Below are 13,105 nucleotides of genomic sequence, written 5' to 3' on the forward strand. Positions count from 1 at the left end.
ATGAACCTGCCACCGGTTTCGCCGGACGCCGCAGTGGTGATTCGCGTTGACTCGCTGGTTAAGCGTTTTGTGCTCCGCCATACTCGCTCTATGAAGGAAGCCTTTATCTGGCTCATAAAGGGGCGTAAGGGCGACCTGAATGAGAAGTTCAACGCACTGAACGGTGTAACGGTAGATGTGCGCGAGGGGGAGCGTGTAGCTCTACTCGGCTTTAACGGCTCCGGTAAATCAACTCTGCTTAAACTTATCTCTGGAGTAATGCACCCTGATGGTGGAGAAGTGCTGACGCGCGGGCGTATCGCTGGCCTGATCGAGGTTGGTGCGGGCTTCCACCCTGACCTCACTGGACGAGATAACGTCTATCTCAACGCTGCAATTCTCGGCATGGAGAAGGAACAGATTGAGGCTAAGTTTGACCAGATCGTTGAATTCTCAGAAATTAGTGAATTCATTGATACCGAGGTCAAATTTTATTCTTCAGGTATGTATCTGAGATTGGCGTTTGCGGTGGCTGTTCATACCGATCCAGAGATTTTCTTGGTGGATGAAATCCTCGCTGTAGGCGATGAACCCTTCCAGAAAAAATGTATTGGCAAGATTAGAGAGCTGTGTGCAGAAGGCAAGACCTTGGTGGTTGTGAGCCACGATCTTGACTTGGTCTCAAAGATTTGTGACCGAGGTGTGGTTTTGGAGAAGGGCAACCTTAGCTTTGATGGGCATATCGATGATGCTATCAAGATACTGCGGGGAGAAAAGTAAAGAAGTCGCTACATTTTAGTGAGAGGGCACCCATTGAACATATCGTTCAGTGGGTGCCTTTTTAGAAGCAATGGTCGAAAATTGTGTCAATATGTTACGCATTCATAGTCCTTTGTGTGCACCTCTCACCCTGAACCACCCCAAAATGAGGATAAATCTATTCCTGCTAGTCAAAGGATGGCTACTGGTTAGTAGCTGAATACGTTCTGCTATTTCGCTGAGGAGGTTATCCACAACCCGGTGATTAGGCTTGGATATCCCGCCATATAAAGGCTATGTTTGTGCTTATATCTGAGGGTTCGGGAGCCGAGACAAGGGGGGAATGACAGTGTCCGTAATCGAAGCTGAACGACTGCTTGAGATGGACGTGCGTGACCTAGTGCGTCAGAGCAATATTGATCCCCTGACTCAACCTGATGAGGCCAGAAAACTCATCACCCGAGCTATCGATTCCTACGAGCAGAGAATGCTCAGGGGGATTGTTCCTAGAGTCGATAACCTTGCGCCTCTTCACCACGTACTTTTCGATAGAGTATGTGGGTTTGGTGAAATCCAAAAGTTTCTTGACGATCCTGATGTTGAAGAAATCTGGATTAATTCACCCACCGAGGTATTTGTCGCTCGGGGAGGGGAATCTGAGCTAACCGGTGTCTCTCTGGACGATCAGCAAATTAGAGCGCTAGTTGAGCGAATGCTTAAGACCTCTGGACGCCGTCTTGATCTTAGTACCCCTTTTGTTGATAGCTCCCTGCCTGACGGATCCAGGCTGCACGTTGTAATTCCCGATATCACCAGGAAGCACTGGTCTGTGAACATCCGGAAGTTCATTGCCAGAGCAACGCGTCTCAATGATCTCGTGAAACTAGGTTCACTCTCGCCAGAGGCTGCTCGCTTTCTTGATGCTGCCATTGCTAGCGGTATCAACGTTCTTGTTTCGGGAGCTACCCAGGCTGGTAAAACCACCATGTTGAATTGTTTAACAGCCTCCATCGGTATGCGTGAACGTGTTGTGACATGTGAAGAGATCTTTGAACTCAAAATACCCTTAAGGGATGTCGTCAATATGCAGTGCAGGCAACCCAACCTTGAGGGACAGGGTGAAATTCCCCTGCGACGTCTTGTGAAAGAAGCATTGCGCATGCGCCCTGACCGCCTTATCATCGGCGAAGTCCGCGAAGCAGAATCCCTTGATATGCTCATTGCTCTCAACTCTGGCTTACCCGGTCTGTGTACTATTCATGCCAACTCTGCCAGGGATGCAATAACAAAAATTTGTACCCTGCCCTTGCTCGCTGGTGACAATATCTCATCGGGCTTTGTGGTTCCGACCGTAGCATCATGCTTTGATCTTGTGGTCCACTGTGCCCGTGACCTACAAGGAAGACGGCGAGTAGAAGAAATTGTGGCTGTAGGTAACAGGGTCGAGAACGGAATAATTGAGACTTCGACGCTCTTTACCCAGCGTGAGGGCCGCCTTGTTTGTGTTGGCTCAGAAACACCTTCTCAGGATAAATTTAGGAGGGCGGGTTTTTCCCCGGAGACCCTTCTCAGTCACACCGGAGACTCAGCATGATAAGCGTCATTATCGGTTTGATGATGGGAGTTGGATTCCTCTTTATCTGGGTGTCTTTCTGGCAGGAAACACAGAATAAGCCTTTGAAGGTCCGTAAGGCATCCAGCTTGCAGACTATGTTGAGGCAAGCTGACCTTGAGAAGGTATCGGTCAAATTATTCTTCGCGATGTCGCTAGTGGCTGCCCTCTTCCTTACGATTATCGCATTGGCGCTCACAGGCATAGTTCCACTGGCAATCATTTGCGGGGTGATAGGAATATTTTTACCCCGAACGGTGATACGTTACCGCGCAAAGCGTAGACAAACCGTATTACGGGATTTGTGGCCAGATGCGGTGGATCATCTCAGGTCTGCAATCAGAGCAGGAATGTCTCTTCCGGAGGCTCTGATGCAACTTCAACACCGCGGCCCGGAACCTCTCAGGCCAGCTTTTGCAGCTTTCGCTTCAGACTATAGAGCTAGTGGTGAGTTTGTTCCTGCGCTGGAACGTCTTAAGACGCGGCTCAGTGACCCTACAGCAGATAACATCATCGAAGCTCTTAAAGTAACGCGTGAGGTTGGCGGTACTGATTTAGGACGACTATTAGGAACGCTGAGTATGTTCCTTCGAGAAAATACCAGAACTCGTTCTGAGCTCGAGGCTCGTCAATCGTGGACGGTCAATGCTGCACGCCTGGCCAGTGTTGCCCCGTGGATAGTCCTGGGTCTTATGGCTACTCAACCCAGCACACTAAAAATTTATAATAGTGTGGCTGGATTCGTAGTTCTTTCTGGTGGCCTGCTCATTACGATTTTTGCTTACAGACTGATGATGAGAATAGGTTCACTGCCTGAAGAAAAGCGGGTGCTGGCATGAACCTCGAAGTTATTTTAGGGTTGAGTTTAGCCTGTGGCCTTTGGCTCATTATTCTCAGCACGCTGGTGCACCGAACCGAGGACTTTTCTGAGCGTATTGCCTCTCAACTTCGTGCAGCTGAACTGAGAAAAAATTCGGTGAGTGAGTTCCGCAATTTACCAGAGGGTTTATATGGTGGGTTTACAGCTATGCTGGCACCGGCCATCGAGACAATGTACAAGACTCTAGGTAGGAGTAGCCTGGATACCGCTTCTTTGGAGAAACGTATTGAGCAGTGGGGAGGCGGAGTCACCGTCTCTGAGTACCGCGTGCAGCAAGTTCTGTGGAGCATTGGAGCTCTGATCCTAGCGCTGTTTTTTGTGGTGATGGGTGCAGTAAGAGGACAGGTAGGAATAATAACCGGTCTGATTCTCGTGCTGCTGGCTGGCGCATGCGGTTTCCTGGGTAGGGACTACTGGTTGACTCAACAGATTAATAAGCGTGAAAAGGCAATGCTTGCCGAATTCCCGGCGCTGGCTGAACTGATGGCACTGTCGGTAACAGCTGGTGAGTCTGCGATTGGTTCTCTTGAACGAGTGGTGCGTAGCTCAAACGGTGAGCTTTCAAAGGAATTCCGTAAGATTTTAGCCCTGACCCGTTCTGGAGAAAGCCTTCTGAGTGCCTTGCAGAGCTTTTCTCGCAGAACTTCCGTCGCAGCTTTATCTCGATTTGTAGATGGTCTCATTGTCGCTATCGAGCGAGGAACACCGTTAGCTGATGTGCTTAGAGCTCAAGCACAGGACGTCAGGGATAACGCTAAACGAGAGCTAATGGAAACCGCTGGCAAGAAAGAAATCGGCATGATGACACCGGTTGTTTTCCTTATCTTGCCGCTCACCGTATTGTTTGCGATGTTTCCAGGTATCTCACTTCTCAATCTAAATTTTTGACCACCTACTCACAGCTATATCAATAAGAAGGAACCCCGATATGAAGAATCTTATGAACGAAACCTACCTGAAAGTGATGCTGGCTCTTTTTGCCCCGCCTTCTTCAGAAGATTACAGCGAACGAGGGGATGTACCTGGCTGGGTCATGATTACCATGATGACCGCAATTCTGGTCGCTGCGATTCTTGTGGTTGCTCAAGATGCACTCATCGGCATGTTTAATAACGCTATGTCGATGCTGAGCCGCTAAAGATATGGTGCGCGAGGATCTTCAAAGGGGTAACGCTACCGCGGAGTTCGTCATGGTTTCGGCTATGGTGGTCTTACTCTTTCTGGGCGTCCTGCAAATAGCGTTTGCTATGTTCACAAAAAATGTGGTGCAGGATGCTGCCTCGCAAGGCGCTCGATACGGGGCGTTGCTGGATCGACAGCCAGAAGATGGTGGCGCTAGAGCTATAGAGCTTCTATACAGTGTTCTGCCGGACTCCTACCAAGCAGATGTCACTACAGGAATTACTGACTGGCAGGGCGTACCTGCTGTCGAGGTACGTATCCAAGCACCTGTTCCCTTACTAGGGCCTTTTGGTTTCGTCTCATCCTGGGAGGTGACCGGTCATGCCGTGGTTCAGCAGCGACGTGCTTAGGGCGACCAAACGCGCAGAATCTACAGAAGCTAAAGGGCAACCCGATGGACCGTCCCCTGCGAGGGCCGACCATCACGAGAGCGGCAACGCTCTGATTGAGTTTATCGTGCTGGGCACCATGCTAATGCTACCCACCATGTATTTTCTCATCTCCGTCTTCGCTCTCCAGTCTGGAGCTTTTGCAGCTTCTAACGCTAGTCAGCAATCTCTTCAGTATATGCAACAAGTTGAACCTAGCCTAAGAGGTCAAGGCGCTGCCCAATCAGTTGCAGAGCGGGCGGCCAGTGACTACGGCGTGGATGCGAGCAAGGTCAGCACTCAGCTCGGATGCGAAGATAGCTGCGCCAACGGCGAGCGTCTAACAGTCAGTGTCTCAATCGAAGTGCAGTTACCGCTTATACCCTGGCCAGGTGCCCCAACTATTGCAACGATGACTTCTCAAGCTATTAGCTGGGGAGGGCTCTACTCATAATGACTGCAGTCCGTTGGAGAGACCGAGCTTGGCTATTAAGCCATCACAATAAATACCCTGTAGACAGCGAGAAGGGTAGTATTCTGCTGCTCATTGTGGGTCTCTGCCTCGTGCTTTTACTAGTAGCCTCCACGGTGGTGGCCGTGAGCTCGGTGTACCTGGAAAGACACCGACTTCAGGCACTGGCCGATCAAAGTGCCAGCGCTGCTGCTCAGCGGGTAGAAGGCATCAACTCTGCAGGAGCAGATGAGGCTGTGCCCCGGCTACACCCGACAACGGTTAACTCAACGGTCCAAACCTTTATTGTGGAGAGTGGTGCAGCATCTGATTTTAATAACCTGATCATTAATCCCGCTACAGGTGTCTCCACCTCCAATACGGCTGTAGTGGTACTCAACTCAACGGCCTATCCGCCCTTGTTGTCGGTGGTGGTTCCTGATGGCGTCCCCATCACCGTTACCGGCAGAGCACGCGTTCAGACCACCCAGCAACAGTAGAGAAAACCTCCCCGCTGCTCTACTTTCTGCCCTTGAGTAAAACGGCGGTAAGAAACTCACAGAGCTTATGAATTTCATATAGGCTTAATACCCATGGCATCCATAGACTTTTCAGCTGAAATCAGAGACCTTCGATCGACCTACGCTTCCATTGCAGAGGTAAGCGACATCGAAGGTATGCGCCGTGCCATCGAAGAGCTTTCAGAGCAAGCTGGTGCACCTGAGCTTTGGGATGACCCCGAGAACGCCCAAAAAATAACGTCATCACTCTCCCATAAACAAGCAGATTTAGCCCGCCTCCTCAAAATTGAAGAAGCCCTAGACGAGCTTGAGATCATGGTTGAGCTCAGTGAAGAAGACAGCGATGCCGAGGCACTTGCAGATGCCGAAAAAGAGCTAGGCACTATCCGTACCAAGCTGGCTGAGCTCGAAGTACTCACCTTGCTCTCTGGTGAGTACGACCAGCGTGACGCTGTAGTCACAATCCGCGCAGGGGCCGGTGGTGTTGATGCAGCTGACTTCGCTGAAATGCTATTACGGATGTATACCCGCTGGGCTGAACGCAACGGGCTCGAGGTTAGCATCTTGGATACCTCCTATGCTGAGGAAGCCGGCCTCAAATCAGCAACTTTCGAGGTCAAAGCACCCTTCGCCTTCGGGCGTCTATCTGTTGAAGCTGGCACACACCGTCTTGTTCGCATTTCTCCTTTCAATAGCCAGGGAAAACGAATGACCAGTTTTGCGGCAGTCGAGGTAATACCCCTCATTGAGCAGACTGACCACGTAGATATCCCTGAGAACGAGTTAAAAATTGATGTGTTTAGGTCATCTGGGCCAGGTGGACAGTCAGTCAACACTACTGACTCAGCGGTTCGCATGACGCATATTCCCACCGGAATAGTTGTCTCGATGCAAAATGAAAAGTCTCAGATCCAAAACCGGGCAGCGGCCCTCAGAGTGCTTCAATCACAGCTCTTACTACTCCAAAAAGAGCAAGAAGATGCCCGGAAGAAAGAACTCGCCGGCGATGTTAAAGCCAGCTGGGGCGATCAAATGCGATCATACGTACTAAACCCCTACCAGATGGTTAAAGATTTACGCACCAACCATGAGGAAGGCAACCCCAGCGCTGTCTTCGACGGAGGGCTAGATAGTTTTATTGATGCTGGGGTACGATGGCGAGCTGCTGCACGAGCTGAAAGAAAAGATGAAGAGTAAGAATGGCTAAGAAAAAACCTGTTAAGGCTGACCCAAATAATAGTATAGTCGCCTCCAACCGCCGGGCTCGGCACAATTACAATATCATCGAAACCTGGGAGGCCGGCTTGGTGCTCCTAGGTACAGAGGTCAAATCCTTACGAGATGGTGGAGCATCTCTGACCGATGGTTTCTGCCAGATGTACGGCGATGAACTATGGCTAGAGAATATCCATATTGCAGAGTACGGCCGCGGTTCGTGGACCAACCACGCAGCCCGCCGCCGGCGTAAGCTGCTGTTGCACCGCAGCGAACTTAATAGAATTGCCCAGAAACTACGCGAAAGCGGCTACACAGTTGTGCCGCTCAAGCTTTATTTCACCAAGGGTAAAGCCAAGGTAGAAATCGCGCTAGCCACAGGTAAACGCGATTACGATAAGCGCCAAGCGCTTCGTGAGCGGCAGGATAATCTTGAAGCTCACAAGGCTATGCGCTATAAGAATCTTGGCTAAGATTTAACCAAACACTCAAGGAGTAAATGATGACCACCGGCAATAACAACGAAAATTCTTACGGCGACTACGTACCCGGGCAGTACTCTGCTTCAGGAAACAACGACGGTCAGCCTAACTCAACTAGCCAGGCTGGATCCCAGGCAGCTGCTGGTAGCAACCCAACTGACTATTCAACGAATGCCCCTTCCTACAACGGAGCTCAGCAGCAAGCCTACAACCAGCCGGCTACTGACTACTCACAGGGCTACCAGCAGTCAACCTACGGAACTAACGGTTACCACACTTACCAGCAGCCCAAGCCAAAGGGGCTGGCTATCGCAGCGCTGGTGCTCGGTATCCTCGCCTTCCTCAGCGGCTGGATGCTTATTGGCGGTATTTTTGGTCTGGTTGGTCTAATCCTGGGCATCGTTGCTCTGGTGAAAGCTAACAAGGGTCAAGCTGATGGTAAGGGAATGGCTATTACCGGTATCGTCCTCAGCATATTGGGTCTTCTTGCTGCCATCGTTGTGGGAATACTCTTTGGATGGGCAGGCGGAGCTGCTTTGGAATGCGCTGATTATTCTAATGATCAGGTCGCATTAGAACAGTGCATCAATCAGCAGATGGGAATCAGCACCTCAGATAACTAAACCTGGGTGTTTCTCAAACGGCTCACTTGTCCTCTACCTTTACACGGGTAGAGGACAGGTGTAAGCTGGGATATCTGAGTAATTACGAGCTAGCATTTTTATACGAGAACATCTTTAGAGACTGCTAGATAACGTTTTATTCGGGTTCTTTGATAAAAGAATATGGGGATGATCGGTTTCGACGATGTGAGTTGAAATGGATGAAGCGTGCCGAGGATGCAGAGTTATCTCGTTAACGCCCTCTGCAAAAAAATAAGTGCAGAATCTAAGCGCACTGACTTCGCACTCGCTGCCTAATTAAGCCAGCGATGCAGTCTGGTAGCCTGAGCATGCCTTTGGCTCAGTTACTACCATCAGTTTAAAAGGCCACTGCCGTTTGCCCAGTTCACAGGGGTAAACGGGACTTTCATGTGAATAGGTTAGGCCCTGTAAGTGTTTGCGCAAGCAGGGTAGCCGAAAACACCGCTTTCACAAACTGCGCACGGAGAAGACCCGTTGACACCACATCGGACCGGGGTTCGATTCCCCGCATCTCCACAGACCGCCCCCTGACCCTTGAAATATAGGGTCAGGGGGCTTCTTGTGTCTAAAAGACACAGAGAGGCAGGGAGGGCCGCGCGAACAGTGAAAACTTGGGGTTGGTCTAACTATCACTCTCGTTTGCTTCCTGAACCCCAAGACGCCCAGTAAGGCCCAAAATCTTGTCCATGAATTTCACGAGTGCCTTCATCAACCATCTCGGGAGAGAGGGGGAGCTCGATAGGCAAGCACCTGATAGGTAGATTTGATGAATTTGTTCAGCAACGTGTTAAAAAACTCTGCTCTTGGTCACTGCCGGTTCTTCGTGGAGAGCGCTGACAACTCTTAAGGCGGGCTGTGAAATACACTCTCTTACCGCCGAACCCCTAGTAGCGCTAACCCTATACCCGGTCATGGCATGCTCAAACGGGCTCTGTTTGACGCCGGTGCAATCGAACCGGACTCCTAGTAACGCCTCGGTACTCGCGCTAGTGAGAGCAAACTCCAATTTTTTCTAACATGGAATCATCAGAAGAGTATCTGAACACTATAAAACCAAGCTTATCAACCGAGTTCCGGGTTTCTAGCGGAGATTTTCTGGGCCATCTGGTTGATCACGGTGGCTTTGCACTTGGTCCTCGGGTGAACTGATAATCTAGCCTATAGAGACCTAGAGAACACACTTGAGCGGAAAGCGAGAAGCCGTGCCCCAGATTCAGCAGCCCCCAAGAGCCCCCATGGCTGGGGCGTCCGGCATCCAGCCGCACCCTGGGACACCACAGGCTGCCCCCTATGACCTTTCTACCCCAGGTGAGCCTGAAGCCTACCGGGTTCCAGTAGCCTACCGCCGCCCCTACGGCGAAGTAACCCGCGATAAGCGCGGGCGCGCTTACTTCACCGCATTCATGTCAGTCATGTGCGCCGCTGCCGCCTATATGACAGTTTTGCTTGCTGGCGGCTTGGCACTACTGGCTATGATTCCCGCAGTCACAGCCCTAGTTCTTGGAATTGTAGCCCTGAGGCAAAAATCAGCCGGTCAAAGAACACAGTTCACCGGTAGAACAAACGTAATGGCCTGGTGCGGTATCATCGCCGGAGCTCTTTGTATACCTTTAGCCATTGGTATGTTGCTGGTGACCTCTTGGTTCATGAGAGTCGCCGAGCAAGCTAACTGCGAAGTCTTATATTCAGGTCATGAAGAGGCAATCGCAGAATGTGTCGCTGAGAATTCTTAATAAAGAAACTGCCGGGGTTAATGACCCTGGCAGTTTTCTTTTAACCTACGGTTTTTTCAGTCCCTAGATAGTTCAGAACGTCCTGGTGAAGCTTGCCGTTGGAAGCCAGTGCGTTGCCGCCGTGAGGCCCTTCTACACCTGCTAGAGAGGTAAAACTGCCGCCTGCCTCTTTGATAATGGGCACAAGAGCAGCCATATCGTGGAGGTTGAGCTCTGGCTCAGCAGCGAAGTCAACGGAACCTTCAGCGACCATGCAGTAGGACCAGAAATCTCCGTAGGCGCGGGTCCTCCATACCTGATCGGTAAGGTCGATAAAACTGTCCCGCAGACCCAGTTCTTTCCACCCACTGAGCGATGAATAAGAAAAAGAAGAGTCCTCCAGTCGGTTAACTGCTGAAACGCTAATACGTTTTGCCTTGGCAAGTGAGCGGCCGGTGTAGGCCCCCGTGCCCTCTGCAGCCCACCAGCGTCGTTGCAATGCCGGCGCTGAAACTACACCTACCACCGGTTTACCGTGTTCCAGCAGAGCAATGAGGGTAGCCCAGACGGGGACGCCGCGTACAAAGTTTTTGGTTCCGTCAATGGGGTCGATAACCCACTGGCGGGGGGAGGTGCCGGTGGAACCAAATTCTTCGCCCAACACTGAATCACGGGTGCGTACCCGTGAGAGCTGGGAGCGGATGAGTTGCTCGGCTTCACGGTCAGCGTCTGTAACGGGGGTGAGGTCTGGCTTGGTCTCCACAGTGAAATCGTGGGCGTTGAATTTAGTCAGGGTCAGCCGGTCAACGGTGTCCGCCATAATATGCGCCAGGCGCAAGTCATCGGTGTAGTTAGTATTCATAGTTGCTCGTTAATGTTCTAAATTGCCAAGTTCTTTTTCGGTATCGCCTTCTTGCTCATCTACCCGTAGCAGTTTGCGGAGCGACTCGAGGCGTTCGACGCCGGCTTGCCCCGCCTGCCCAGCCTCTACGTATGCTTGAAGACCACAGTTGGGGGCGGTAAGAGAGTGGGTGCAGCCCTTAGGGCAGTCTAACGCGCCGGGGGCTAGGTCGCTAAAAGCTGCGACTAGGTTTTCTACGGGAACGTGAGCCAGCCCGAAGGATCGGATCCCGGGAGTATCGATAATCCAGGTGCCAGCTTTACTGTCACGGGGTTGCAAAGCTAGGGCTGAAGAGGAAGTATGCCGACCCCTACCCGTCACAGCGTTGACGTGCCCCGTAGCTCGCTCAGCGCCAGTTAGTGCATTGACAAGGGTTGATTTACCCACACCTGAGTGGCCTAGAAGCACCGAGACTGAACCGTCCAAAATGGTGTGGAGCTGCTCGACCAGAGACACATCGAGCCCCTCTGAACCCTGTTCACTGGGTGCCCTGCCGTCCACAGCCTTTGATAGCAGGATGGTCAGGTCGACATTCCGGTAGTAATCCAGCAGCCACCGGGGGTGCTTGAGATCAGTTTTGGTAATACAGAGAATGGGCTTAAGACCGGAATCAAAGGCTGCGACCAGGGATCGGTCGATAAACCCTGTGCGCGGCTCAGGATTTTCGGCGGCTACTACAATAACCAAGTAGTCAGCGTTGGCAACGACAACACGCTCGACCGGATCAGTATCGTCGGCACTTCGGCGAAGGAGGTTAGTGCGCTCTTCGATGCGGATAAGGCGGGCGAGTGTATCGGGTTTGCCGCTGATATCTCCTACGAGACCAACCTTGTCTCCCGCCACGATAGGGGAGCGGCGCAACTCTTTGGCTCTGACCGCTGTTACTGAGCGTTCCTGGGCGGTACCTTCATCTACCACCGCGGTGTAACGGCCCCGATCTACGGTGATAATTCTGCCGATGATGGCTTCTTTATAGGCTGGTCGGTCTTTAGTGCGGGGGCGTGAGCCCTTTTTATTGGGGCGAATCTTGACATCGCTTTCATCCCAGTGACGGCGCATTACTGAGCCCCCTTCCACTGCTCCAGCATGTTCTGCCATAAGTGAGTAAACCCCGGTAGCGTCTTGGCTGTGGTCTCTACATTTTCCACCACGACGTCGGGAACCTGCAGACCGATAATGGCTGCTGCGGTCGCCATACGGTGGTCGTCGTAGGTTCTGAAGAAATCACCGTGTTCTACCGGTGCCTCAATGCGAATGCCGTCAGCAGTTTCTTGAGCCTGACCGCCAAGCCTATTAATCTCTTGGGTAAGAGCGGCTAGGCGATCTGTCTCGTGGCCTCGAAGGTGGGCAATACCCGAAAGGACGCTGGGGGTATTGGCCAGGGCGCAGATAGCGGCAACGGTCGGCGCTAATTCACCGGCTTCTGATAAATCCCAGTTCAGGCCGGGGTACTGGGATGAGGCTCCCGCAGCAGGGCCGGTCACCCTTAGCTCTCCACCCTCGAGAGACACTGCGGCACCAAAGGCCGGGAGAATCTCAAGCCAGTGATTACCGCCCTGAGTTGTTTCAAGCGGCCAGCGGGGAACGATAACGGTATTACCGGTAACTACGGCAGCTGCCAGAAAGGGCCCAGCATTCGAAAGGTCAGGTTCTATCGTCACCTCAAAGCCAGGGAACCGCGAGGCTGCAACCTGCCAGATGTTTTGGCCATCGTAAGAAACGTCAATGCCCACCTGGCGCATGGTCTCGAGAGTCATCTCGACATGCGGCATAGAAGGAATGGGTGAGCCAATATGGCGAAGGGTCAGGCCGTTTTCAAAACGGCAGGCCGCGAGCAAGACCGCGGAAGCAAACTGAGATGAAGCGGAAGCATCGATTTCTAGCTCGCTGGCAACAATCGAACCGTTACTGATAACGGTAAAAGGGAGGGCACCTACACCGGCATCTTCCACTTGGGCGCCCAGGGCACGAAGCGAGTCGATAACGGGGCCCATAGGACGCTGACGGGCATGGGGATCACCGTCAAAAGCAAAAGAGCCTGAAAGCAGCGCCGCAACCGGTGGAACGAACCGCATCACGGTTCCTGCCAGACCAACATCAATTGAAACCGAACGTTCTGGAGCTGAAAAATCAATGGGGTGAACCCTAAGATCGGGCCCAAAAGAGGAGTTCGTTGGAATCTCTTCGAATCTGGCACCGAGCTGGGTAAGAGCCTGCACCATCAGCTGTGCATCCCGAGAATGCAGGGGGGCATGAATCAAGGAAGGGGTTTCCGCTAGAGCGGCTAGAAGCAGATAGCGGTTGGTGAGGGACTTAGACCCAGGAATTTCCACCAGAGCTGAGGCATCTGCGGGTCCACTCATAGTTGGTGCTCCCCAGTTGCCAGATGCAATCGCTGA

The 13,105-nt window shown here is 52.0% G+C and carries 15 protein-coding genes and 1 other RNA gene; 13 read left to right on the forward strand and 3 right to left on the reverse strand.

Annotated features, from left to right (window positions below; translation table 11 throughout):
* The 13 genes from VVR27_RS04330 to VVR27_RS04390 all read left to right on the forward strand — a co-directional run bounded on the left by VVR27_RS04330 (position 1) and on the right by VVR27_RS04390 (position 9,826).
* Entirely contained in the window at positions 1-759 is a 759-nt protein-coding gene (locus tag VVR27_RS04330; RefSeq protein WP_409349932.1) for an ABC transporter ATP-binding protein, read from the forward strand.
* A 322-nt stretch (positions 760-1,081) separates the two neighbouring features.
* Entirely contained in the window at positions 1,082-2,332 is a 1,251-nt protein-coding gene (locus VVR27_RS04335) for a CpaF family protein (RefSeq protein ID WP_368547221.1), read from the forward strand.
* Complete coding sequence (locus tag VVR27_RS04340; RefSeq protein WP_251379052.1) at positions 2,329-3,189, forward strand: type II secretion system F family protein; 861 nt, start codon at positions 2,329-2,331, stop codon at positions 3,187-3,189. The genes VVR27_RS04335 and VVR27_RS04340 overlap by 4 nt, the downstream gene beginning before the upstream one ends.
* On the forward strand, positions 3,186-4,118 hold the full coding sequence (locus tag VVR27_RS04345) for a type II secretion system F family protein (RefSeq protein ID WP_368547222.1): 933 nt from the start codon (positions 3,186-3,188) through the stop codon (positions 4,116-4,118). The genes VVR27_RS04340 and VVR27_RS04345 overlap by 4 nt, the downstream gene beginning before the upstream one ends.
* A 40-nt stretch (positions 4,119-4,158) precedes the next feature.
* Positions 4,159-4,368 carry a hypothetical protein gene (locus VVR27_RS04350; protein ID WP_346872410.1) on the forward strand — a complete coding sequence of 70 codons (210 nt, stop codon included), beginning with the start codon at positions 4,159-4,161 and terminating at the stop codon, positions 4,366-4,368.
* A gap of 4 nt (positions 4,369-4,372) precedes the next feature.
* Positions 4,373-4,762 (forward strand): TadE family protein, encoded by a 390-nt coding sequence (locus tag VVR27_RS04355; protein WP_346872306.1) that lies wholly within the window; start codon positions 4,373-4,375, stop codon positions 4,760-4,762.
* Positions 4,734-5,234 carry a hypothetical protein gene (locus VVR27_RS04360; protein WP_368547223.1) on the forward strand — a complete coding sequence of 167 codons (501 nt, stop codon included), beginning with the start codon at positions 4,734-4,736 and terminating at the stop codon, positions 5,232-5,234. The genes VVR27_RS04355 and VVR27_RS04360 overlap by 29 nt, the downstream gene beginning before the upstream one ends.
* Complete coding sequence (locus VVR27_RS04365) at positions 5,234-5,731, forward strand: pilus assembly protein TadG-related protein (protein WP_368547224.1); 498 nt, start codon at positions 5,234-5,236, stop codon at positions 5,729-5,731. Before VVR27_RS04360 ends, VVR27_RS04365 begins: the two co-directional genes overlap by 1 nt.
* A gap of 93 nt (positions 5,732-5,824) precedes the next feature.
* Complete coding sequence (gene prfB / locus VVR27_RS04370) at positions 5,825-6,949, forward strand: peptide chain release factor 2 (protein WP_368547226.1); 1,125 nt, start codon at positions 5,825-5,827, stop codon at positions 6,947-6,949.
* Positions 6,950-6,951: 2 nt separating this feature from the next.
* Positions 6,952-7,440, forward strand: a complete 489-nt coding sequence (gene smpB / locus VVR27_RS04375) for an SsrA-binding protein SmpB (RefSeq protein ID WP_346872310.1) — start codon at positions 6,952-6,954, stop codon at positions 7,438-7,440.
* Between the two features lie 29 nt (positions 7,441-7,469).
* Entirely contained in the window at positions 7,470-8,072 is a 603-nt protein-coding gene (locus VVR27_RS04380; RefSeq protein ID WP_368547227.1) for a DUF4190 domain-containing protein, read from the forward strand.
* A 164-nt stretch (positions 8,073-8,236) separates the two neighbouring features.
* Positions 8,237-8,612: a transfer-messenger RNA gene (gene ssrA, locus VVR27_RS04385) on the forward strand.
* A gap of 662 nt (positions 8,613-9,274) precedes the next feature.
* Positions 9,275-9,826 (forward strand): DUF4190 domain-containing protein, encoded by a 552-nt coding sequence (locus VVR27_RS04390; RefSeq protein WP_368547228.1) that lies wholly within the window; start codon positions 9,275-9,277, stop codon positions 9,824-9,826.
* A 40-nt stretch (positions 9,827-9,866) separates the two neighbouring features.
* Here the strand turns inward: VVR27_RS04390 and hisN are convergent, their stop codons facing one another.
* The 3 genes from hisN to aroA are packed head-to-tail and all read right to left on the reverse strand — an operon-like array spanning position 9,867 to position 13,069.
* Positions 9,867-10,667, reverse strand: coding sequence for a histidinol-phosphatase (hisN, locus tag VVR27_RS04395; RefSeq protein WP_346872313.1), 801 nt, complete (start codon positions 10,665-10,667; stop codon positions 9,867-9,869).
* 9 nt (positions 10,668-10,676) lie between these two features.
* Positions 10,677-11,765 (reverse strand): ribosome small subunit-dependent GTPase A, encoded by a 1,089-nt coding sequence (gene rsgA / locus VVR27_RS04400; RefSeq protein WP_368547229.1) that lies wholly within the window; start codon positions 11,763-11,765, stop codon positions 10,677-10,679.
* Positions 11,765-13,069, reverse strand: a complete 1,305-nt coding sequence (aroA, locus tag VVR27_RS04405; RefSeq protein WP_368547230.1) for a 3-phosphoshikimate 1-carboxyvinyltransferase — start codon at positions 13,067-13,069, stop codon at positions 11,765-11,767. Before aroA ends, rsgA begins: the two co-directional genes overlap by 1 nt.
* Positions 13,070-13,105 lie beyond the last annotated feature (36 nt).

The organism is Rothia sp. LK2492, from assembly GCF_040946345.1.
Classification (GTDB): Bacteria; Actinomycetota; Actinomycetes; order Actinomycetales; family Micrococcaceae; genus Rothia; species Rothia endophytica.

What these genes read in the sequence shown, in the direction of transcription:
- VVR27_RS04345 (WP_368547222.1), top strand. Translation starts at nt 3,186, where the DNA reads ATGAACCTCGAAGTTATTTTAGGGTTGAGTTTAGCCTGTGGCCTTTGG.
- VVR27_RS04340 (WP_251379052.1), top strand. Translation starts at nt 2,329, where the DNA reads ATGATAAGCGTCATTATCGGTTTGATGATGGGAGTTGGATTCCTCTTT.
- hisN (WP_346872313.1), bottom strand. Translation starts at nt 10,667, where the DNA reads ATGAATACTAACTACACCGATGACTTGCGCCTGGCGCATATTATGGCG.
- smpB (WP_346872310.1), top strand. Translation starts at nt 6,952, where the DNA reads ATGGCTAAGAAAAAACCTGTTAAGGCTGACCCAAATAATAGTATAGTC.
- VVR27_RS04365 (WP_368547224.1), top strand. Translation starts at nt 5,234, where the DNA reads ATGACTGCAGTCCGTTGGAGAGACCGAGCTTGGCTATTAAGCCATCAC.
- VVR27_RS04330 (WP_409349932.1), top strand. Translation starts at nt 1, where the DNA reads ATGAACCTGCCACCGGTTTCGCCGGACGCCGCAGTGGTGATTCGCGTT.
- VVR27_RS04335 (WP_368547221.1), top strand. Translation starts at nt 1,082, where the DNA reads ATGACAGTGTCCGTAATCGAAGCTGAACGACTGCTTGAGATGGACGTG.
- prfB (WP_368547226.1), top strand. Translation starts at nt 5,825, where the DNA reads ATGGCATCCATAGACTTTTCAGCTGAAATCAGAGACCTTCGATCGACC.
- rsgA (WP_368547229.1), bottom strand. Translation starts at nt 11,765, where the DNA reads ATGCGCCGTCACTGGGATGAAAGCGATGTCAAGATTCGCCCCAATAAA.
- VVR27_RS04380 (WP_368547227.1), top strand. Translation starts at nt 7,470, where the DNA reads ATGACCACCGGCAATAACAACGAAAATTCTTACGGCGACTACGTACCC.
- VVR27_RS04360 (WP_368547223.1), top strand. Translation starts at nt 4,734, where the DNA reads ATGCCGTGGTTCAGCAGCGACGTGCTTAGGGCGACCAAACGCGCAGAA.
- VVR27_RS04350 (WP_346872410.1), top strand. Translation starts at nt 4,159, where the DNA reads ATGAAGAATCTTATGAACGAAACCTACCTGAAAGTGATGCTGGCTCTT.
- aroA (WP_368547230.1), bottom strand. Translation starts at nt 13,069, where the DNA reads ATGAGTGGACCCGCAGATGCCTCAGCTCTGGTGGAAATTCCTGGGTCT.
- VVR27_RS04355 (WP_346872306.1), top strand. Translation starts at nt 4,373, where the DNA reads ATGGTGCGCGAGGATCTTCAAAGGGGTAACGCTACCGCGGAGTTCGTC.